Source organism: Psychromonas sp. SA13A, from assembly GCF_011378715.1.
Lineage (GTDB): Bacteria > Pseudomonadota > Gammaproteobacteria > Enterobacterales > Psychromonadaceae > Psychromonas.
Map to the genome: position 1 here is coordinate 111925 of NZ_WTKU01000001.1, position 20705 is coordinate 132629.

Sequence of the window (20705 nt, forward strand, 5' to 3'; positions counted from 1 at the left end):
TGCCAACGACAAAGATGATAATAGATATCATTACCATCTGTCAACCTTTTAACGACACTATTTTCAAAAATGCAGGAAAGGTGTTTTTTACGGCACAAAATTAAACTTACCTTTGATGTCATCTTTATTACTTTAATCAGGATAAAAATAAACGCTAATTAAGTGCTTTCGATAGCAATTAGAAGTGATCAGTGACGTGGTTTAATGGTGTTTAACTTGAACTATCAGCTGAAGATCTTAGTTTAAGGTCTGACTTTAAGGTGTGAGCTTTTGAGGTATAAGCTGACGGTCTGAACATTGCTATAGGGCGATTAAAACTAAGCAGATGCGAAAAAATAAGGTGAATAATAATGAGGAGTTCATTCACATGATCCGGCCTATCAGACCGGATTATTAAGGGATAAAAACCTAACGCTTAAAATTATCTAAAATGATTCCCGTGGCCATTGCTACATTCAATGACTCTGCCTGGCCAAAGTTAGGAATTGTTATTTTATCGCTAATATACTGACTTACTTCAGTAGAAATACCATGTGACTCACTACCCATCACAATAAATGCGGCACTAGCTAGTTCACTACGATGAATGTTCTTTCCTTCTAAGAAAGCGCCGTAAATAGGTTTAACCTGTGCAGATAAATACTCACTAAGCTCAGTATGACTGACTTGCACACGCGCAAAAGATCCCATTGTTGCAGCAATCACTTTAGGGTTATAAAGGTCCGCACAGTCAGGGCTACAAATAATATGCTCAATCCCATACCAATCTGCAACACGAATAATAGTACCTAAGTTGCCTGGATCCCCCACTTGATCTAACACTAAGATCAATTCGTTTTCGCCTATTTCTGGAATAGAATACTGTTTGCATTTAACCACTGCGATCACACTATTATTAGTTTTTAAGGTCCCTGCTTTTTGTAACTCTTGTTGCGTACTCTCAATGGTCAAAGCCACTAATTTGTTAGCACTTAATGTATCTGCATGGTGATTAATATATTCACTGGTCGCAAATAAATTAACTATCTCAAAAGTTGAGTTAAATAACTCACTGACGTTTTTTTCACCCTGTACTAAAAACAATCCCAATTTCTTACGTTGCTTTTTCTGCTCTAAGGAGTGGATGAGTTTTAACTGATTTTTAGAGATCATAAATTTCCAATGGTCTATAACTTTAAAGAGCTACTTTATGACTTTTTAAAGTTTGTTTATAAGCAGGTGCAAATAAGTTTATAAATAACAACACATGATAATAGCATCTTCACGGCCATTATCGGCGGGATAATAAGCAGGCCGAATGTCCACTTCTACAAAATCTAACGCTTGATACAGTTTGATTGCAGGCGTATTAGAAGCTCTAGCTTCTAGCCAGATTTCCTGTTGCGATAGCGAGAGTGAAAAGGTTTTTAAATAATTTAACAATGCTCGACCCAGACCTGCTCCTTGATAAACAGGAGAAATAGCAATATTCATCAGGGTCACTTCACCTGCAACATAACTAGCAACAAAATAACCGACGACCTTATCATCAAGCATGATCACATGATTAATATAACGCTTACCAAAATTACTCAGAAAGATTTTTTCAGACCAAGGGTGACTATGAGCCTGCACCTCAATCGCTAATACTTCAGGGAGATCGGTAATCGCCATGGCAATAATAGATGTTACAGATTGTTTATTGTTGATAGGCACAGAACTGCTTCCAAAGTACTTTTTTAGCCGCTGCATTTGTCGCAAGTTCAGCTAAAGAAGGTGAATTTAATAATTGATGAGACGGTGAAGAAGCAATCTCTCCAAGTGTAGACCAAATCAATGTGGGTAAATTACCCTGTTGATTCTCAAATTGCGCTAAAGAGCAATAAACCACCTGATCAGATTTTATTTGAAAAGCACTAATGATAGCAGCCATCAACTCATGTTTTGCATCCTCTTCTGTACACACGACTAACAGTTTGCATGCAGATAAATTTAACTGCTTAAGAGCTTCTTCAGTTTTAAATAGCGCCGGTTTTCTTACTTGCCAGTGGGTAATACCCATTTCTTGTAAAAAAACAGCCTGTTGATGTTTCATAACGAGCCTAAAATAAAAATATTGATGATTTCAAGGTGTAAATATAACACTGATTAGTATCCGATCGAAGCTTTACAGAGGTTATAAAATGAAACCATTAAAAAGTACAAGAATTAGGCAAATGCTTACCTAAAAGTTGTATTTATGAGGCGATTAATGCGATTGAAAATAAACCACTTAACCGCTTGCGGTTATTTAACATACAAAATTAATGCTGTTAATTTGAAGTCATAGCCAAAATTAGCATGAAAGAATTGTCGATATCGATTCCCTAAATTAATGTGATCGATTGAAAATTTATTGGATTTAGTAAGAAAAAGGATGCTATAAATGTGTTTTCAATCACAAAAACATATATATACAAGGTTTTATCAAACTAAAATTCTTAAAGCCTGCAGGGAATAATTAAAATGGCGTTATTAGAAGTTAAAAACCTTCGTATTGAATACCCGTCTCGTTTTGGTGTACATGCAGCGGTCAAATCGCTTTCATTTTCGATCAATCGTGGTGAAATAGTTGGCGTTGTAGGAGAGTCAGGTGCAGGTAAATCTACAGTTGGTAATGCGATCATAGATTTATTAAGCCCTCCCGGTGTCATTGCTGCTGGTGAAGTTTTTTTAGATGGTGAAAAAATATCAGGTTTAACACTTGAGCAGATGCGTAAGGTGCGCGGTAATAAAATTGGTTTTATTTTCCAAGATCCAATGACGTCGCTTAATCCTCTTTTCACCGTTGAGCAACAGTTACTAGAAACCATTCATGCCAATTTAAATGTGAGTCAAGGTGAAGCATTAAAACGTGCTATCAACTTAATGCAACAAGTGGGTATTCCAGAGCCTGAAGTTCGAATTAAACAATATCCGCATCAATTTTCTGGCGGTATGCGCCAACGTGTGGTTATTGCCATCGCATTATCTGGTGAACCCGATTTAATTATTGCCGATGAACCAACCACGGCACTTGATGTGTCTATTCAAGATCAAATACTGACATTGATCCGTAGTTTATGTATTGAAAAAAATGTTGGCTGTATGTTGGTAACCCACGATATGGGTGTAGTGTCTAACGTAACCGACAAAATAGCGGTAATGTATCGTGGTGATTTAGTTGAGTTTGGTGAAACGGCTAAAGTGCTAGGCGATCCGGATCATGAATATACGCGCAGCTTAATTTCAGCCGTACCACGTTCAGATAGAAAACTAGACCGTTTTCCATTGGTAAGCTACATCGAAGAAGCACATGAACTGCAAGCTCTGGATATTAAAAACCATTGGTTAGGACAAAGCGAAGAACAGCGTGATTATGATGGCCCACTATTAAATGTTGAAAATGTCAGTTTACGTTTTGTCACTAAAGATTCATTTTTTGAGAGTAAACGCGAATACGTTCAAGCCAACAAAAACGTCAGCTTTAGTATTAATGAGGGTGAAACTTTTGGTTTAGTGGGTGAGTCCGGCTCAGGAAAATCAACGATTGCACGTGTTATTACCGGCTTATTTCCGCCTAACGAAGGCAAAATAACTTTTGAGGGTATTGACTTAACAGCGATTAAATCGGAACGTGAACGTCGCCCTTTCCGTCGTCAAATGCAAATGGTATTTCAAAACCCATACACGTCGATGAATCCGCGTATGAAGATTTACGATATTATTGCCGAGCCCATTCGTTTTCATAAACTAGCCGCTAATGAATCACAAATACAACAAATCGTATTCGATTTATTAGATCATGTGGGGCTAGGGAGAATGGCGGGTGTTAAGTACCCTCATGAATTTTCCGGTGGTCAACGTCAACGTATCTCTATTGCGCGTGCTTTAGCAACCAGACCACGTTTATTAATTTGTGACGAACCAACATCAGCACTTGATGTATCGGTACAAGCACAGATTCTAAATCTACTTAAAGATTTACAAGATGAGCTAAATCTAACCATGCTATTTATTAGCCATGATTTACCCGTTATACGCCAAGTATGCGACCGCATCGGTGTGATGCAACAAGGAAAATTATTAGAAGTAAACGAGAGTGAGCAATTATTTACCCATCCTCAACACCCTTATAGCCAGCATTTAATTTCATTGATGCCTGAGTTTAAAGGGTTGCGGAGTAGTATCTAAACAAAATTTCACCATTATAAAGTTAATAATTAAATGTTTTTTTCATAAAAGGAGTTGTAAATGAAGTTTTTAAAAACAAAATTAGCCATCGCATTACTTGCTACAGGGTTAAATTTTTCAGCCACTGCTGCTGATATCACCATTGCCTATGATTCGGACCCAGTAACACTTGATCCACATGAGCAACTTTCTGGTGGTGTGCTACAAATGTCACACATGTTATTTGATCCACTAGTGCGCTTTACTAAAGAATTTGATTTTGAGCCTCGTTTGGCTGAAAAATGGGAACGTGTAGATGATAACACCTTCCGCTTCACACTTCGTAAGGGTGTCAAATTCCATTCAGGTAATACAATGACGGCTGATGACGTTGTTTGGACATTTAATCGTTTAAAAACGTCTCAAGACTTTAAAAACGTATTTTCACCGTACGAGAAGCTAGTAAAAATAGATGATTACACGGTTGAGCTCGTTTCATTTGAACCGTACCCATTAGTACTACAAACGGCCACTTACCTTTTCCCAATGGACAGTAAGTTCTATTCAGGTGATATGGACGGTGTAGATAAATCAATTATCATTAAACATGGTGGTTCATTTGCATCAACACACGTTTCAGGTACAGGCCCATTTACTATTGAATCTCGTGAGCAAGGCGTAAAAGTAGTATTTGACCGTTTTGACAATTACTGGGATACAAACTCACCAGGTAATGTTGATAAGCTAACCTTGGTGCCAATTAAAGAGAATGCAACTCGTGTTGCTGCGCTACTTTCTGGAGATGTTGACTTAATTCACCCAGTTGCACCTAACGATCAAAAACGTGTTATCGATACTAAAAACATCGAGCTAACCACGGTTGCTGGTACCCGCATCATTACACTACAAATGAACCAAAGTTCAAATGAAGCGTTAAAGGATGTACGTGTACGCCAAGCTATTGTGTATGCAATTAACAATGAAGCTATTGTGAAAAAAATCATGAAAGGTTTTGCAACAACAGCGGGACAACAAGGCCCTGCAGGTTATTCCGGTTATGATGCAAATTTAACGCCTCGTTATGACTTGAAAAAAGCAAAACAATTGATGAAAGAAGCGGGTTATGAGAAAGGCTTTAAATTATCAATGATTGCACCTAATAACCGTTACGTAAATGATGCACAGATTGCGCAAGCAGCTTCATCAATGCTAGCTAAGATTGGTATTACTGTAGATTTAAAAACTATGCCTAAAGCACAATACTGGCCTGAGTTTGATAAATGTGCGGCGGATATGCTGATGATTGGTTGGCATTCAGATACTGAAGATTCTGCAAACTTCTCTGAGTTCTTAACCATGACTCGTGATACGGAAACGGGTAGAGGCGCTTACAACTGTGGCCATTACTCAAACCCTAAAGTAGATAGCTTAGTAAACACTGCCAATGCAGAAACAGATCCTGCAAAACGTGCCGCAATGTTACAAGAAGTTGAACAAATTCTATATAACGATGCCGCATTTGTGCCGCTTCATTGGCAGAACCTTGCTTGGGGCGCAAAATCTACTCTAAATGTTTCACCTATTGTTAATGCATTAAACTTCCCGTACTTAGGCGATTTAGTTGTTAAATAAAGGTAGCATTCAGGCTGAGATAATTTAAAGCCTGCTTAATTACAGGCTCTTGTTGTATTAAAAGAGCCTGTTTTAGTTTGCTACCTAATAGGTAAAATAAACAACTTTAATTTTTTAACTCCACAATAAAACGACCCAACCTTTGGGTCGTTAATCATTTTATAGGAAACAACTGATGTTTACCTTTTTGGTCCAGCGACTTTTCCAAGCATTAATCGTAATGTTTGTGATCAGCCTAGTCGCATTTGCAATCCAAGATAACCTAGGCGATCCACTTCGAGAAATGGTAGGCCAATCCGTATCAGAAGCAGAACGACAAGTTTTACGTGATGAACTTGGGTTAAATGACTCTTATGCCACCAAGTACACTCGTTTTATTACTAGTGCAGTGCAAGGAGATTTAGGTAACTCTTATTTCTTTAAGCGCCCTGCCGTAGACGTTATTTTAGATAAGTTACAAGCGACCATGGAATTAGTATTGGGCGCGACACTGATCATTATAGTGGTATCCATTCCCCTTGGTGTTTATTCCGCAATTCATCCCAAAAGCTTATGGACTAAGCTAATCATGGCATTCAGTAGTATCGGCATTTCGATCCCTGTTTTCTTAACCGCTATTATTTTAATGTACATTTTTGCCATTGAACTGCAGTGGTTACCCTCCTATGGCCGCGGGGAAACTATATCGGTACTCGGTTGGGAAACGGGCTATTTAACCAAAGATGGTTTATTGCATTTAGTCTTACCTTGTATCTCACTCGCCTCTATTATGCTGCCTTTGTTTATTCGCTTGGTACGTTCAGAGATGCTAGAAGCATTAAGCTCTGAATATGTAAAATTTGCGATGGCTAAAGGCTTAGCAATGAATAAAGTTTATTATCAACATGCTCTTAAAAATACCATGTTACCAGTACTTACGGTCGGTGGTGTTCAAATTGGAACTATGGTTGCTTATACCATTTTAACGGAAACTGTTTTCCAATGGCCTGGTACTGGCTTCTTATTTCTAGAAGCGATCAATCGTGTTGATACGCCACTCATTACGGCCTATGTGATCTTTGTAGGACTTATTTTTGTGGTCACTAATACTATCGTTGATTTGTTATACGGCGTAGTTAATCCAACTGTTAACATCACTGGGAAAGGAGCATAAAATGAATAGTGTTACTCAACAAAATACTGCTCCATCACGCTGGCAGCAACTAAAGGATTCTGACTTTATTTACCACTTTAAACGCGACAAAGTGGCGATGTTTAGTTTTGTTTTATTCTTAACCTTTTTTCTTGCTGCACTATTTGCACCGGTTATTTCACCAACTAATCCCTATGACTTAATGTCCATCGACTTGATGGATTCTGAGTTACCACCCTCATGGTTAGAAGGCGGCGAGTCTCGCTTTTTACTTGGGACTGATGACCAAGGGCGCGACATTTTATCCACCATCTTATATGGTTCAAGGTTGTCATTAACGATTGGATTTTTGGCCGTTGCAGTGCAATTAGTATTGGGCATAGTGATAGGTTTATCAGCAGGATATTTTGGTGGTCGTATAGATAGCTTTTTAATGCGTTTTGCCGATGTTCAATTATCATTTTCAACTATGATGGTTGCGATCATTATCACAGCTATTTTTAAGGCAAGCTTTGGTGCTGAATTTTTTGCTGATTATGCGGTGGTGATGTTAGTGGTGATCATTGGGGTCGCAGAGTGGCCTCAATATGCACGTACTATTCGTGCCTCGGTATTAGCAGAAAAGAAAAAAGAGTATGTAGAAGCTGCGCAAGTGATGGGCTTTAGGTCAATGCGAATCATGTTCCGTCATATTCTACCTAACTGTTTATCGCCTATTTTAGTCATTTCGACGGTACAAGTTGCCAATGCAATTATGTCTGAAGCGGCTTTATCGTTTTTAGGCCTTGGTTTACCCGTTGACCAACCTTCATTAGGCGCCCTGATCAGTATCGGCTTTAAATACATATTCTCTGGAGCATGGTGGATAACTATCTTCCCAGGCATTGTATTAATCAGCTTGGTATTAGTGATTAACTTATTAGGGGACTGGTTACGTGATGTATTTAATCCCAAAATATACAAAGGTTAATTGAACCGCTACATTAACTCAGCGTGGAATTAAATTAACTCAGCGTGAAACAGTACGCTGAGTTAATTCTTTGCTTTAACAAACCTGACAACAGTCGACTCTCCTATCATCAAGCAACCACAAACTTCACTTGTTTATTAACGTCTTTTAAATTTATCCCCACTGCCATTAAATGTTTCACAATTAATTTCTTTAACACAACATCTTGCTGATCGCGTTGTAACTGTTCAATAGCTTGTATCGAGCTAAAACCACAACTTATTTGTAAAGAAGCCGGAAATGCATCGTATTTCACGCTATGAGTTATCCATTGATAGTCTAGCACTGTATCCAATGCTATTTCACAAACTTCAGTTAATGCTGCACGTAAATTATTATCTATTTTTTTATCTGTCTTTCTCATAGAGCCCCTCTTTTGGTATTTATAAACCTTCATTCTCTACAGAATACTAATAGGTAATGATTGACTAAGCCGGAATGATATTAGTTAGAACAATTTTGTATTATCGCTTTTGCTTAAGCTTGTTAATAATAGGTCCTGTTCACCAGTAAACGATATCAACAGTAAATGATATCAACAGTAAATGATAACAGCAGCACACGATAGCAACATTAAACAACAACTACTAATAGAAGGGCTTATGTTTAAAACAAAATTCATGATCACTCTCGTGTTCATAGCGATCATTCTCGCTATTTTAAGCCATGGCATTATGGCTGCGGCATTTTCATTATTAGCATTTTCACTATTATTCTATTATGTGAGTACACAGAAAAGTGATAAACCGCCTCATGAATAGATGCGCAGTATTGCTTATTAATGAATAGGTTACTTTATTCTTTAGTACAGTATTTCAATGTTAGTAATTTCAGAAGGCTTCCCAAGGATAATAAAATGAATACTTCAAACCGATTCTAGACAGTGAAAAAACAATTTTTTAGCAGGATCAGCGGCACATCAAATAATAATTTTTAATAAAAAAGATAAGGTAACAGTGATATTCAAAAAGATAAAACTTGAGAGGTGGAGCTGATACTTGATAGCGATTGCGTTCAATCATTAGTATCAAAAATGCTAATAGAATAAAAAAACTGGTCAAATTTATTGTTATTAAAACGCCCTTACAATACCCCCTACTTCTGATTACCTATGACTAGACCATTGACCGAACGGATAATATATATAAAAAAAGCGCAGTGCTTGCTACGCTAAATTCACCCGTTGACTGCCTCGTTTGAACCTTAAATCATCTGCTTACAGCAATTAATATTATTTCACTTTGTTAGTGTTCGTTGGCCCAAACATAAAGATAACGAGGATAGTTGTAACTATCGTTAGGCCTAAACTAGTTCAATATAAGCCAGTACAACTGTCGCAATGGTTATCCATAATAAAACACCCAGTAACATTGGTTTATAACCTGCATTTTTAATGGTGCGCACGGTAATGCCACAGCCAATTAAAAATAAACACAATACTAATAAACGCTTACTAACAAAAAATACATGTTGGTATAAAGCATCAAACTGCGGTATGAAATGCGCTATAGCGATAGCCACACAGTAGTAAATAATAAACATCGGCACGGTTATTTTCTTACTGTCACCCTTAAAAATAATCGCACTAATGAAAGCAATTGGAATGATCCATAGAGCCCTCGCTAATTTAACAGTGGTGGCTATTTGCAATGCTTCATCGCCATAGGCAGAAGCAGCACCCACAACTGATGATGTATCATGAATGGCAATCGCACTCCATAAACCGAAATTATATTGGCTCATACCCAAGGCGTGACCGATAAGAGGAAAAACAAACAGCGCAATACTATTTAAAATGAATACAGTGGCTAGCGCATGAGAGGTTTGTTCACTATTCGCTTGAATAGCAGGTGCGACTGCGGCAATGGCACTGCCTCCACAAATGGCGGTACCAGAAGAAACTAAGTGGCCAGTTTTCGCATCAATCTTAAATACCTTCGTTAGCAGCATACCAATCAATAATGTACTAAAAATAGAGCCTACAATTAAGCCCAGATTACCTGCGCTCGCTTGAATTGCTTGATCAACATTAATACCAAATCCCAGCCCTATTATAGAAAGCGCCAGCAATTTTTTGGTGAGCTTAGCAACATCAATTTGAGTCGGCACTAACCCTATTGTAGCGAGTGTAAACCCTAGGACCAATGCTATTGGAGAGGAGATAATAGGAAACAAACATAACACGCCTACTACAACAAATATCATCATATTTTTATTACATTGTAATTTAGAGAAAATAAATGTCATAACTGCTCCTCGATTGATTAAAAAACATCATATACAAGGGTTAGCATTAAGCATATTCTAAACTATTTAATCATAGGTTAAATAAAATTTAACACGGAAATTACTGATTACTAATTTATTGCCATATTACAAAATAAAGTGTTAATTATCTGTTAATAATTAAACACTAAAGCTTGTGTCATGAGCGACTGTTCAGCACAATAGATAAACAACATGATAAAGGATTACAATAAATATGATTTCTAAATGGGCAGTACGATTCATCCAAATGGCAGAGCTCGTTGCATCATGGAGTAAGGATCCCTCTACACAGGTAGGTGCCGTTATTACCGAACATAACCGCATTGTTTCATTGGGCTTTAATGGTTATCCGCAGGGGATTTCTGATAGTGCTGAAACCGATAATCGTGAAATTAAATTACTCAAAACCCTACATGCTGAAGAGAACGCAATTTTATACGCAAAACGGGATTTAAAAGGCTGTGAAATATGGGTCACTCATTTTCCTTGCCCAAATTGTGCAGCAAAAATAATCCAAACAGGTATCAAAGCAGTACATTGCCCTACACAAAGTGAAGATTTCCTATCACGCTGGGGAGATAAAATTAGACTCAGTGAGGAAATGTTTAATCAATCAGGTGTTAGCGTTGACTGGCTACCAGTTGACGCTCAATAAACACCATTATTTAATTCCTACAATATTTTACGATAAAAATTACAAACCATCCTAACAACTAAGATGGTTTGTGAAATAAATCCGTAGCAAGGGGTGATATGCAAGCAAGTATTGATATTAGCTGGCCACAGCTCGGATTATTTGCATCATTACTATTAATCCCTCTTTTTATTAATGCCCATTTCAAATTAGGGATCAATAAAAGCACAATAATTTCATTGCTACGAATGCTTGTACAACTATTTTTGCTGGGGTTATACCTCGAATATATCTTTGCATTAGATAGTATCGCCTTAAATATCACTTGGGTGATATTAATGATTGCAATGGGTAGCTATAGCATAATCAGTAAAAGTGACTTATCAAGTCGGAAACTATTATTGGCGAATGCGTTAGCATTAAGTTGTGCTTTATTGCCCTTATTATTAGTCATGTCACTACTGGTCATTCAACCCTCGCCACGTTACAACGCACAATATATGATCCCTTTAGCTGGTATGCTTTTAGGCAATAGTTTAAGCGGTAACATTGTTGCATTACAGACTCTATTTGATGCCTTTAAACAACGTCAGGATGAATATGAAGCCGCCATTGCATTAGGTGCAAGTCCTTATCAAGCATCGTTTCCTTTTTTACAACAAGCAATGAAAAAAGCACAAGCTCCTATTTTAGCGTCGATGGCAACCACTGGTATTGTGACTTTGCCCGGAATGATGACAGGACAAATATTAGGAGGTGTTACGCCGATGGTAGCCATCAAGTATCAGTTACTTATCTTGATCGCTATTTTTGTGATGCTCAGTGTGTCGTTAAGCATCACATTATTACTGAGTTTGCGTTATAGCTTAGCCAACAACGGACTCATTAAAATAAAGCTTAATAGCTAACCATCTGATTAAAATATAAAAGAAATAAAAATAATGCTTTCTTTTTAGCTTTTTATTGGTTAGTATTCAATCCGCTCTGGAAAATCAGAGTTATTAATGTCATATAAAGTCCAAGTTATCCTCAGTTACATCGTTATCGTTGTCCTTAGAATTACCTTTAGCTTCTCAAATCATTCAATAATTCCGATCCCAGTTTTACGCAATGTTGCGTTACTAACTAATAGCCGCTTTAGATGTTTTATTAAAAATATCATTTGATAAAAAAGATAAATTATCACGGTGAAAAAATTAAACTCCATAAGGAAATATATGGCTCGCTCTACAGGTAGAAAAAGATTTTGGTTCCAACAGAACAAAGATGAACAACAAATAATTGAACAAAAAGAAACAACAAAAGATAACTAGAAAATACTGTCGCACTTTTAACAAGAGCAGATTAGCCCCGCTCGGTTAACAAGCAGTCTGAATAGATAATATCAGCACTGAATAGATTTTTTAAAATTAGCAATTGAATAAGGTGCCTCTAACCTTATCGCTTTTCTCAGTAACACTTCTTAAGTTTCAATATATTATAAAACTCGTGCCACCTCATGGTGCGAGATTAAATGTGCTGCTTCATCAGTAGCACTAATCAACCTATATTAATCCCCTAATAATCGAATCATTCTTAGTCGTTAAAAAGAATATTTCTGTGCTGCATTCAATCTTGATAGCGACCTAGCAACTACTAACTACTACTCAATCATCCCCTAATAATCGAATCATTCTTAGTCGTTAAAAAGAATATTTCTGTGCTGCATTCAATCTTGATAGCGACCTAGCAACTACTAACTACTACTCAATCATCCCCTAATAATCAGATCATTATTAGTCGTTAAAAAGAGTATTCCTATATTGCATCCAATCTTGATAGCTACCTACAAACTACTGACTACTACTTAATCATTCCCCTAACAATACTCTCTTTTCTATTGCTATAGACTGCGTATTTAATCAAACTGAATCAACTAATAGTTTTGCTAATGATGGTTGTATTTTTCACTTTTTTAAAAGCAAAAAAAATGGTAAATCTTTTCAGATTTACCATTCTTTTTTTAGAATAATTAGCGCGTTAAGGCGCTAATATATCACAGCTTAAAGAGCTACGATATTTTCTGCTTGCGGGCCTTTAGGACCTTGGCTTACAGTGAATTCTACTTTTTGGCCTTCAGCTAAAGTTTTGAAACCTTCGCTTGCAATTGCACTGAAGTGTGCGAATACATCTGGACCAGATGCTTGCTCGATGAAACCAAAACCTTTAGACTCGTTGAACCACTTAACTGTACCTTGAACTTTAGACATAATAATATCCTGTAAAATTTAATAAAAATTGCCTTCAATAGGCTTGAATAGCGTAAAAATTAGACTGGAACTTAAAGACTTCAGACGAGGTATTATTAATAAAACAACGTAATGGAGAATGTAAACAATAGGCTTTATTTCTGCTGAGTTGAATAGTATAGATCTCCCAGAATAAGTCAACAATAGATTAGGATTAAAGATCAAATATTGTCCGTTTTTATGCTCACATTACCGTTATACATTTTCAGTGAAAAAATTAAGCGGTCTATAGCAACAATAAATGTTACATAATGAATGACTCAAACGAAATTAAGGGATATTCGATGATAGATTTTAATAATAAAGGTTTTTTCAAGCTTAAGCAGAATGCTGATTTTGCAGATAAAGTAAAAGACTTATTACTAGATGATGAGCAAATAATTGACGCTTATAAGTCCATGCGTGACGGTGTGGTATTTACTGACAAAAGAATCATTGCCGTTAATGTTCAAGGTATTACAGGAAGTAAAAAAGATTTCACCTCACTGCCTTATAAAAATATCGTCGCTTATTCTATTGAAACATCAGGCACCTTTGACATTGACTCAGAGTTAGAAATCTATTTTTCTGCTATAGGCCAAGTTAGATTTGAATTTACAGGCCAGTCTTCAATGCTAGAAATATCAAAGATTATCTCTAAGCATTTATTATAAAAACGTTTTATATCCTAGTTTAACTTCTTACTGTTAAACGCTGAGCCTACATCACTACTAATAATTTTTTTGGATAGTTATGAGCAAATTTGTTGTTGTATCAAAATATTCATTTCCTTTGGATGCACATATCGCCAAAGCGAGTTTAGAGAGTGAGGGAATTCCAGCATATATAGCTGATGAGCATACTGTTAATATGCAGTGGCTCTATTCTGATGCTATAGGGGGTGTTCGGTTGTACGTAGCAGAGACGTTTGAAACTGAAGCAAAAGCAATCTTAGCATTAAATTTCTCAGCGGATGTTGATTCAGCGTTCGAAGCAACACCGGAACATTACCCTCAATGTAACAGCACTCATTTAGCCAATTACACTAAAGGAAAAAAGCCTGCTTTTGTTTTATTCATATTATTAGGCTTCCCACTGTTTTTTTATCAACACGGTAGAAAATGCATGGATTGTGGTTGGTTTAAAGAAAGTTAATAGGCGTAGACAGGGCAATATAAAAAACCATTACATCACCTCATCTACATAAGTAGAATACCAATCACGCTAATTAACTGTTCTATTTTACTTGTTAAAATAACTTATTTCTTCGTTGTAATTTTCGCAAATAGAACAACTATTTAACTTAAATTACGCCTTGAACTAAGTCATTTTCCCTGCGCAAAATTTAGGTCACTTATTTAATGTAATTGGTATGATTAGAGCAAAAATTTATTGCTTAGACTTTTTCTTATTTTTAAAATAAAGCACACCTTTCACCGCAACTACGGCAAATAATCCCCAAAAAACGACATGGTAAAGTAAGTGTAACGCACCTTCACCCAATGCATGATCGCTATGCGCAAACGCTTGTGTGCTTAATAACAAAGTAAAAATTAAAGTAAAAAATTTCATGGTTACTCCTTTCAAAATAGGTCCTTTCAAAATAATAATTAGATACTGCTTATTTAAGCATACCTTGTGTTTCAATAAACTCAATAATATCAGCTAACCCTTGCTGTGTTTTCATGTTGCTGAAAATAAATGGTTTATCACCACGCATTTTCTTTGCATCTCTATCCATCACCTCTAACGATGCTCCTACCAAATCAGCAACATCAATTTTATTAATGATTAACAAGTCAGACTTAGTGATACCAGGACCGCCTTTACGCGGTATTTTATCACCTGCAGAAACGTCGATCACATATAAAGTTAAATCGGATAGTTCAGGACTAAACGTAGCGCTTAAGTTATCACCACCGCTTTCCACTAATACAAAATCTAAATCAGGGTGACGTTCATGTAATTCATCAATAGCAGCTAAGTTCATGGAAGCATCTTCACGAATCGCAGTATGCGGACAACCACCGGTTTCAACTCCCATAATACGGTCAGCCGACAGCGCATCGTTACGTGTTAAAAACTGTGCATCTTCATGAGTATAAATATCGTTAGTAACCACGGCCATTTCATATTTATCGCGTAACGCTAAACATAATTGACTTAATAATGCCGTTTTACCTGAGCCGACGGGGCCACCCACACCGATACGTAAAAGTTGTTTTTTTCTCATTATCTTTCTCTCATATTTCTAAAATAGTTTGTCTGTACTTAAAACGAATCTAATTTTTAAGATCTGAACAAGCGGGTGTATTGCGTTTCGTGCCAAGCACTAGCCATTGCTAATCGAGGTAGACTCGCCCCAATATCATCATCTTCAATTTGGTTTGCAACACTAATAGCCCCTGCCACTTTATCGCTTAAATCAAACAACAAATTTTGTGCTTGAGTTTGCCCTAATGGCACCAATTTAGTCGCAGCAGCCACTTGGTTATCTAAATATGTCCAACAATAACCACTTTGTGCAGAGATTAAATCTAATTCACAAAGATAAGCTGCAATCGTAAAAATACTCACAAAGCTACTATCTGGCTGCTTAAACAATTCACCGTAAGGTTCGCTATCAACAGCATCGAGTTGCTTTAATAAACGGATTAATGCTTTACCCATCGCAACATCAGCAAGGCGCAATTCGCTACTTTCACGACACGCAATTAGATGTTGGTTATGCAACTTAAAACTTTCAAAATCATTGTTTTCTAAGGCATGATAAAGTCGTTTCAATAATGCTAGATCAGTGCGTGCGATGGATTCATTGAGATTTAACTCAATCCAATCAAAGGTCGTTTTTTGGTTGTTGATCCATTCCATTTCCGTTGCATATTCCAACCCTTGCGAAAACGAAAAACCACCAACCGGTAGATTAGCACTGCACAATTGCAGTAATCGATTAAGCTTAACCGGACTGGCCATATTAATGTTCATGGTGATGATCTGAATGGCTATGTGAATTGTTGTGTGAGTGACTATGCGAATGAGAATGACCACTTCGCTTACCATAAGCACCATTCTCAGGAGCAAAAACAGCAGGTGTTCTATCGATTGTTAAACCATAGTTTTCAGCAAGCTCTTCTAGCACATGGTCAGGTTTAAAACGTACCCATAACTCACCCACTTGTAATGTAGTATGACGGTTACCTAAGTGATAACAAACTTTGCTAAACGTTAACCAATCCGTGCCAAGCGCAGTTGAAACATCCTCAGCCTGCCCTTTCACTTCAATCAATAAACCACATTCTGTTTTTAATATTTCTCCCACCAATAGGGGATGGCCACGTTCAACAAAAATACCAATATCAGCACCTTTATCTGTCACGCCTTTGATACGTGATTTCTTGCGAGTGTCATGATCTAAGGTAATCGAATCATTAATCTGATCATGCGTATGATCCAACCTTTCAAATACTTGTAACATTGTTTTTTCCTAACTTAAAACAAACAATAGCGCTGTGCTAGTGGTAACTCCGTCGCCGGCTCACAGGTCAATAACTCGCCATTTGCTCGTACTTCATAGGTTTGTGAATCGACCTCTATATTCGGCATCCAATCATTATGGATCATGTCTTTTTTCCCCACATTACGGGTATTTTTACACACACCGATTAAGCGCGTCATTCCAGCAATTTCTGGTACGTTTTTATCGATTGCAGCCTGTGACAAGAAGGTCATTGACGTTTGCGCAGAGGCACTGCCAAATGAACCAAACATTGGACGATAATAAACTGGCTGTGGCGTTGGTATCGAGGCATTCGCGTCGCCCATCGGAGCCGCTGCAATAAAGCCAGACTTGATAATCATCGAAGGTTTAATACCAAAAAACGCTGGCTTCCATAATACTAAATCCGCCAGTTTACCTATTTCAATGGAGCCAACTTCATGGCTGATACCATGGCTAATGGCTGGATTAATAGTGTATTTAGCGATATAGCGCTTAGCACGAAAATTATCGTTTCGCTCTGTATCTGGGGCTAACGGACCACGTTGCTGTTTCATCTTATGGGCAGTTTGCCAAGTGCGAGTGATCATTTCACCAACGCGCCCCATTGCTTGAGAATCAGAAGAAATCATACTGATTGCTCCTAAATCATGCATGATGTCTTCCGCCGCAATACTTTCTTTACGAATACGTGAATCAGCAAAGGCAATATCTTCTGGAATCGACGGGTTTAGATGATGACAAACCATTAACATATCTAAATGTTCATCAATAGTATTAACCGTATAGGGACGTGTTGGATTAGTGGATGAAGGTAATACATTAGCTTCACCACAGGCACGAATAATATCTGGAGAGTGACCGCCACCAGCACCTTCAGTATGGTAAGTATGAATAGTACGGCCTTTAAATGCGCCCAGTGTATCTTCTAAAAAGCCCGACTCATTTAAGGTGTCAGTATGGATAGCAACCTGCACATCATATCGCTCAGCAACCGAAAGGCAGTTATCAATAGCTGCTGGGGTTGTGCCCCAATCTTCATGTAATTTTAAACCACAAACACCCGCTTCAATTTGTTCTTCTAACGCTTTAGGTAAACTGACGTTTCCTTTGCCTAAAAATCCAAAATTCATGGCGAAGTCATTGGTTGCTTGTAGCATTTTATGGATATTCCAAGGCCCCGGCGTACAGGTGGTTGCTTTAGTCCCTGTTGCTGGACCTGTACCGCCACCAATCATAGTAGTGACACCTGACATTTGTGCTTCTTCAATTTGCTGTGGGCAAATAAAATGAATATGCGCGTCTATTCCACCAGCCGTTAATATTTGACCTTCACCCGCAATCACTTCCGTTCCCGCCCCTATTTCGATATCAATATTGTCTTGAATATCAGGGTTACCGGCTTTACCGATAATAGCGATACGTCCGTCTTTAATACCTACATCAGCTTTTACAATGCCCCAGTGGTCTAGGATCAAAGCGTTGGTGATAACAAGGTCAACGGTTTCAGTACAAGATGCTTGGCTTTGCCCCATTCCATCTCGAATAACCTTACCGCCACCAAAAGTGACCTCTTCACCGTACTCGGTAAAATCTTTTTCTACTTCGATCCATAAGTTGGTATCTGCTAAACGAACACGGTCACCAACAGTTGGGCCAAACATATGTGCGTAAGAATGTTTATCAATCGTTGCCATGGTTATTGTCCTCCCTCATTCTTGCCATCAATGTCGCCTTGAATGTCGCCTTGAATGTCGCCACGGAAGCCAAATACACGGCGCTTACCGCGATAAGGAATAAGTGTGACTTGTCGTTTTTGGCCGGGTTCAAAACGAACCGCAGTGCTTGAAGTAATATCTAAACGATAACCTTTGGTGAGTTCACGATCAAAAACCAAAGCGCTATTCACTTCGTAAAAGTGATAATGCGAGCCAACTTGAATAGGACGATCACCTGAATTAGCTACGCTAACCATGATTTTCTCGGATCCGACGTTTAATTCGCGGTCACCCGCATCTGTAATAATTTCACCAGGAATCATCTGATTACTCCATTAACTAAATGATAGGGTTATGGACAGTCACTAACTTAGTGCCATCAGGAAATGTTGCTTCGACCTGTACTTCAGGAATTAACTCCGCAATACCGTCCATGACTTGATCACGGGTTAATAACGTACGTCCGTAATCCATCATTTCAGCTACGGTTTTACCATCACGAGCACCTTCCATGATCTCCATTGAGATATAAGCCATGGCTTCAGGATAATTTAGTTTTACACCACGTTTTAAACGACGCTCGGCTAATAATGCCGCGGTAAAAAGCAGTAATTTATCTTTTTCTCTTGGTAATAGATCCATAATATTCTCTTCTTATGTATGCCAAATTCGAGGTTATAACGTTATTTATTAGATATTATTTATTGGGTATTGATTATTAGTTAAAACTTGCTCTTTATGTATGCCAAACTCGAGGCTGTAGCGCGGTTTTATCAATCAATAGCGGCCGCAATATTTCCCATAAGCTAATAAATAGTTGTTTGCACTGTTGCGCCTGTGCGCCTAGATAGCGGATCACTAATAAACCATCAATATCACTAATACTGATCAACGTCTGTGCATCTTGTTGCTTAACTTGGTCACGTAATAACGCCAATAATTCTGCACGTTGCTGTGGTTGCTTTAATTTTTGTGGTGCATAGGCTAAAAAAGTTGCAAATACGCTATTGCAGGCCAAACCTGCAGGATGTGTTAATAGTTGGTTAGCGGGAGATAACGCAATACGATCATGGTAAATCAAGATTTCATCGCAATATAAGCGATTCAATTGGCAGTACTTTCCATTCAAAAAAGGTTCATCTGAATCAGGTAAACCTAAACAAGTAATATCCCACCCCAAATAAACACTGCTGCTTGTGAGCTTAATATCAACGGTATTAAAACCGTCGGCACCCTCATAAACGATTGTTTCCTGTGGAAAATTTTCGCATTTAGCATCTGCTTCTAGCTGTAATTGAGTAATTTGCGATTGCTTAGTATCGCCTATTTCCAGATTCGTTCGTGCACGATAAAAACGCCCTGCGCCTGGTGTAGTAAACAAGAGATGCGCATCTTGCTGAACATCAACGTTAATACGTAGCTCATCACCAGAAACAATGCCCGCTGGCGGATGTAATAGATAGATATGCGCGCAATCTCGCCCTTCAGGATAAAAAGCTTTTTGAACCGATAATGGTCCTTTACGCTGAGTACGAGTGAGTTGCGTTCCTACTGGAGTATGACTGAATTGTAAAAATAGATGAGCAAGCCAGTGATTTTTCACTGGCGCTTTTAATGTTGCAGCTGTTGTAGACTCGTCGATAATTGACATCATGCTTATTTGATTAAATCCTTTTATCTGTTTATACGGCTAGATATTTACTCACTAATTCGTCATCAAGCTCATCCATTGGACCCGATGCAATCACTTGCCCTTTTTCCATCAAGTGGAAGTTTTCCCCCACTGCGCGAGCAAAGGGTAACTTCTGCTCTACTAAAATAATGGTCATGCCTTGTTCTTTATTTAACTTTAATAACACATCTCGAATTAATTGCACAATATTAGGTTGAATACCTTCGTTTGGCTCATCTAATATTAAAATATCCGGATTCAGTACTAAAGCACGGCCAATGGCTAATTGTTGCTGCTGGCCACCAGACAAGTCTCCACCTCGACGATGTAACATCTCTTCCAAAACAGGAAAAAGCTTAAATATATGATTTGGAATGGTTTTACTTTTTTGTCTTGAACAATTTAAACTTATTTTTAGATTTTCTTCAACTGTCAATTGCGGAAAGATATGACGACCCTGCGGCACGTAACCCACGCCAATTTCAGGGCGTTGCTCGACACTACTTTTGCTCATCTCTTTGTCATTAATAACGAGGTTACCTGAGCTGATAGGCAGTAATCCCATAATAGTTTTTAATAATGTGGTTTTGCCCACACCGTTACGCCCCATGATACAAGTGCGAGACCCTTTCTTAATCTTTAGGTCGAGATCCCATAGGATCTGTGTCCCACCATATTTTTGATTTACTGCGGTTAATTCAATCATG

24 protein-coding genes are annotated in these 20705 nt (G+C 37.9%); 9 read left to right on the plus strand and 15 right to left on the minus strand.

Annotated features, from left to right (window positions below):
• Positions 1-408: 408 nt before the first annotated feature.
• The 3 genes from GQR44_RS00545 to GQR44_RS00555 form a co-directional block, all read right to left on the minus strand.
• Entirely contained in the window at positions 409-1152 is a 744-nt protein-coding gene (locus GQR44_RS00545) for an RNA methyltransferase (RefSeq protein ID WP_166368166.1), read from the minus strand.
• Between the two features lie 78 nt (positions 1153-1230).
• Positions 1231-1695, minus strand: a complete 465-nt coding sequence (rimI, locus tag GQR44_RS00550; RefSeq protein ID WP_346774304.1) for a ribosomal protein S18-alanine N-acetyltransferase — start codon at positions 1693-1695, stop codon at positions 1231-1233.
• The gene (locus tag GQR44_RS00555) at positions 1679-2074 is read right to left on the minus strand and encodes a DNA polymerase III subunit psi (RefSeq protein WP_166368168.1); all 396 of its coding nucleotides are present in this window, start codon (positions 2072-2074) and stop codon (positions 1679-1681) included. Before GQR44_RS00555 ends, rimI begins: the two co-directional genes overlap by 17 nt.
• Positions 2075-2484: 410 nt before the next feature.
• Between GQR44_RS00555 and GQR44_RS00560 the strand changes: the two genes are divergently transcribed.
• From GQR44_RS00560 to GQR44_RS00575, 4 genes are all read left to right on the plus strand, one after another.
• Positions 2485-4191 (plus strand): ABC transporter ATP-binding protein, encoded by a 1707-nt coding sequence (locus GQR44_RS00560; protein WP_166368170.1) that lies wholly within the window; start codon positions 2485-2487, stop codon positions 4189-4191.
• A 60-nt stretch (positions 4192-4251) separates the two neighbouring features.
• Complete coding sequence (locus GQR44_RS00565) at positions 4252-5802, plus strand: ABC transporter substrate-binding protein (protein ID WP_166368172.1); 1551 nt, start codon at positions 4252-4254, stop codon at positions 5800-5802.
• Between the two features lie 175 nt (positions 5803-5977).
• On the plus strand, positions 5978-6955 hold the full coding sequence (locus GQR44_RS00570; RefSeq protein WP_166368174.1) for an ABC transporter permease: 978 nt from the start codon (positions 5978-5980) through the stop codon (positions 6953-6955).
• Position 6956: 1 nt separating this feature from the next.
• Positions 6957-7904 carry an ABC transporter permease gene (locus GQR44_RS00575; RefSeq protein WP_166368176.1) on the plus strand — a complete coding sequence of 316 codons (948 nt, stop codon included), beginning with the start codon at positions 6957-6959 and terminating at the stop codon, positions 7902-7904.
• Between the two features lie 109 nt (positions 7905-8013).
• Here GQR44_RS00575 and GQR44_RS00580 read toward each other — a convergent pair whose 3' ends face one another.
• Positions 8014-8307, minus strand: a complete 294-nt coding sequence (locus GQR44_RS00580; protein WP_166368178.1) for a Fis family transcriptional regulator — start codon at positions 8305-8307, stop codon at positions 8014-8016.
• Positions 8308-8545: 238 nt separating this feature from the next.
• Between GQR44_RS00580 and GQR44_RS00585 the strand changes: the two genes are divergently transcribed.
• Positions 8546-8704 (plus strand): hypothetical protein, encoded by a 159-nt coding sequence (locus GQR44_RS00585; RefSeq protein WP_166368180.1) that lies wholly within the window; start codon positions 8546-8548, stop codon positions 8702-8704.
• A 541-nt stretch (positions 8705-9245) separates the two neighbouring features.
• Here GQR44_RS00585 and GQR44_RS00590 read toward each other — a convergent pair.
• Positions 9246-10190, minus strand: coding sequence for a putative sulfate exporter family transporter (locus GQR44_RS00590; protein WP_166368182.1), 945 nt, complete (start codon positions 10188-10190; stop codon positions 9246-9248).
• 235 nt (positions 10191-10425) lie between these two features.
• Here GQR44_RS00590 and GQR44_RS00595 point away from each other — a divergent pair, with 235 nt between their 5' ends.
• Entirely contained in the window at positions 10426-10866 is a 441-nt protein-coding gene (locus GQR44_RS00595) for a cytidine/deoxycytidylate deaminase family protein (protein ID WP_166368184.1), read from the plus strand.
• A 98-nt stretch (positions 10867-10964) separates the two neighbouring features.
• Complete coding sequence (locus GQR44_RS00600; protein WP_166368186.1) at positions 10965-11753, plus strand: ABC transporter permease; 789 nt, start codon at positions 10965-10967, stop codon at positions 11751-11753.
• Between the two features lie 1134 nt (positions 11754-12887).
• Here GQR44_RS00600 and GQR44_RS00605 read toward each other — a convergent pair.
• Positions 12888-13094 (minus strand): cold-shock protein, encoded by a 207-nt coding sequence (locus GQR44_RS00605; protein ID WP_025566132.1) that lies wholly within the window; start codon positions 13092-13094, stop codon positions 12888-12890.
• A 323-nt stretch (positions 13095-13417) separates the two neighbouring features.
• Between GQR44_RS00605 and GQR44_RS00610 the strand changes: the two genes are divergently transcribed.
• Positions 13418-13786, plus strand: a complete 369-nt coding sequence (locus GQR44_RS00610; protein WP_166368188.1) for a PH domain-containing protein — start codon at positions 13418-13420, stop codon at positions 13784-13786.
• 79 nt (positions 13787-13865) lie between these two features.
• The gene (locus GQR44_RS00615; RefSeq protein ID WP_166368190.1) at positions 13866-14267 is read left to right on the plus strand and encodes a DUF2007 domain-containing protein; all 402 of its coding nucleotides are present in this window, start codon (positions 13866-13868) and stop codon (positions 14265-14267) included.
• Positions 14268-14501: 234 nt separating this feature from the next.
• On the opposite strand, the gene GQR44_RS00620 is transcribed toward GQR44_RS00615, so the two are convergent.
• The 9 genes from GQR44_RS00620 to urtE all read right to left on the minus strand — a co-directional run bounded on the left by GQR44_RS00620 (position 14502) and on the right by urtE (position 20704).
• Positions 14502-14684, minus strand: coding sequence for a hypothetical protein (locus GQR44_RS00620; RefSeq protein WP_166368192.1), 183 nt, complete (start codon positions 14682-14684; stop codon positions 14502-14504).
• 49 nt (positions 14685-14733) lie between these two features.
• On the minus strand, positions 14734-15345 hold the full coding sequence (gene ureG / locus GQR44_RS00625; protein WP_166368194.1) for an urease accessory protein UreG: 612 nt from the start codon (positions 15343-15345) through the stop codon (positions 14734-14736).
• A 56-nt stretch (positions 15346-15401) separates the two neighbouring features.
• Positions 15402-16097, minus strand: coding sequence for an urease accessory UreF family protein (locus tag GQR44_RS00630; RefSeq protein ID WP_166368196.1), 696 nt, complete (start codon positions 16095-16097; stop codon positions 15402-15404).
• Positions 16087-16587 carry an urease accessory protein UreE gene (ureE, locus tag GQR44_RS00635; RefSeq protein ID WP_166368198.1) on the minus strand — a complete coding sequence of 167 codons (501 nt, stop codon included), beginning with the start codon at positions 16585-16587 and terminating at the stop codon, positions 16087-16089. Before ureE ends, GQR44_RS00630 begins: the two co-directional genes overlap by 11 nt.
• Before the next feature lie 14 nt (positions 16588-16601).
• Positions 16602-18305 carry an urease subunit alpha gene (gene ureC / locus GQR44_RS00640; RefSeq protein ID WP_166368200.1) on the minus strand — a complete coding sequence of 568 codons (1704 nt, stop codon included), beginning with the start codon at positions 18303-18305 and terminating at the stop codon, positions 16602-16604.
• A gap of 2 nt (positions 18306-18307) precedes the next feature.
• Positions 18308-18649, minus strand: coding sequence for an urease subunit beta (locus GQR44_RS00645; RefSeq protein WP_166368202.1), 342 nt, complete (start codon positions 18647-18649; stop codon positions 18308-18310).
• Positions 18650-18665: 16 nt separating this feature from the next.
• Positions 18666-18968 (minus strand): urease subunit gamma, encoded by a 303-nt coding sequence (ureA, locus tag GQR44_RS00650; RefSeq protein ID WP_166368204.1) that lies wholly within the window; start codon positions 18966-18968, stop codon positions 18666-18668.
• A 94-nt stretch (positions 18969-19062) separates the two neighbouring features.
• A complete protein-coding gene (locus GQR44_RS00655; protein WP_240923528.1) occupies positions 19063-19980 on the minus strand; it encodes an urease accessory protein UreD in 918 nt (305 codons plus the stop codon).
• 28 nt (positions 19981-20008) lie between these two features.
• Positions 20009-20704, minus strand: coding sequence for an urea ABC transporter ATP-binding subunit UrtE (urtE, locus tag GQR44_RS00660; protein ID WP_166368206.1), 696 nt, complete (start codon positions 20702-20704; stop codon positions 20009-20011).
• Position 20705 lies beyond the last annotated feature (1 nt).

Bases quoted from the DNA above. Each gene is read 5' to 3' on its own strand.
- GQR44_RS00545 (WP_166368166.1), bottom strand. From the start codon at position 1,152: ATGATCTCTAAAAATCAGTTAAAACTCATCCACTCCTTAGAGCAGAAA.
- GQR44_RS00555 (WP_166368168.1), bottom strand. From the start codon at position 2,074: ATGAAACATCAACAGGCTGTTTTTTTACAAGAAATGGGTATTACCCAC.
- GQR44_RS00560 (WP_166368170.1), top strand. From the start codon at position 2,485: ATGGCGTTATTAGAAGTTAAAAACCTTCGTATTGAATACCCGTCTCGT.
- GQR44_RS00565 (WP_166368172.1), top strand. From the start codon at position 4,252: ATGAAGTTTTTAAAAACAAAATTAGCCATCGCATTACTTGCTACAGGG.
- GQR44_RS00570 (WP_166368174.1), top strand. From the start codon at position 5,978: ATGTTTACCTTTTTGGTCCAGCGACTTTTCCAAGCATTAATCGTAATG.
- GQR44_RS00575 (WP_166368176.1), top strand. From the start codon at position 6,957: ATGAATAGTGTTACTCAACAAAATACTGCTCCATCACGCTGGCAGCAA.
- GQR44_RS00580 (WP_166368178.1), bottom strand. From the start codon at position 8,307: ATGAGAAAGACAGATAAAAAAATAGATAATAATTTACGTGCAGCATTA.
- GQR44_RS00585 (WP_166368180.1), top strand. From the start codon at position 8,546: ATGTTTAAAACAAAATTCATGATCACTCTCGTGTTCATAGCGATCATT.
- GQR44_RS00590 (WP_166368182.1), bottom strand. From the start codon at position 10,190: ATGACATTTATTTTCTCTAAATTACAATGTAATAAAAATATGATGATA.
- GQR44_RS00595 (WP_166368184.1), top strand. From the start codon at position 10,426: ATGATTTCTAAATGGGCAGTACGATTCATCCAAATGGCAGAGCTCGTT.
- GQR44_RS00600 (WP_166368186.1), top strand. From the start codon at position 10,965: ATGCAAGCAAGTATTGATATTAGCTGGCCACAGCTCGGATTATTTGCA.
- GQR44_RS00605 (WP_025566132.1), bottom strand. From the start codon at position 13,094: ATGTCTAAAGTTCAAGGTACAGTTAAGTGGTTCAACGAGTCTAAAGGT.
- GQR44_RS00610 (WP_166368188.1), top strand. From the start codon at position 13,418: ATGATAGATTTTAATAATAAAGGTTTTTTCAAGCTTAAGCAGAATGCT.
- GQR44_RS00615 (WP_166368190.1), top strand. From the start codon at position 13,866: ATGAGCAAATTTGTTGTTGTATCAAAATATTCATTTCCTTTGGATGCA.
- GQR44_RS00620 (WP_166368192.1), bottom strand. From the start codon at position 14,684: ATGAAATTTTTTACTTTAATTTTTACTTTGTTATTAAGCACACAAGCG.
- ureG (WP_166368194.1), bottom strand. From the start codon at position 15,345: ATGAGAAAAAAACAACTTTTACGTATCGGTGTGGGTGGCCCCGTCGGC.
- GQR44_RS00630 (WP_166368196.1), bottom strand. From the start codon at position 16,097: ATGAACATTAATATGGCCAGTCCGGTTAAGCTTAATCGATTACTGCAA.
- ureE (WP_166368198.1), bottom strand. From the start codon at position 16,587: ATGTTACAAGTATTTGAAAGGTTGGATCATACGCATGATCAGATTAAT.
- ureC (WP_166368200.1), bottom strand. From the start codon at position 18,305: ATGGCAACGATTGATAAACATTCTTACGCACATATGTTTGGCCCAACT.
- GQR44_RS00645 (WP_166368202.1), bottom strand. From the start codon at position 18,649: ATGATTCCTGGTGAAATTATTACAGATGCGGGTGACCGCGAATTAAAC.
- ureA (WP_166368204.1), bottom strand. From the start codon at position 18,968: ATGGATCTATTACCAAGAGAAAAAGATAAATTACTGCTTTTTACCGCG.
- GQR44_RS00655 (WP_240923528.1), bottom strand. From the start codon at position 19,980: ATGATGTCAATTATCGACGAGTCTACAACAGCTGCAACATTAAAAGCG.
- urtE (WP_166368206.1), bottom strand. From the start codon at position 20,704: ATGATTGAATTAACCGCAGTAAATCAAAAATATGGTGGGACACAGATC.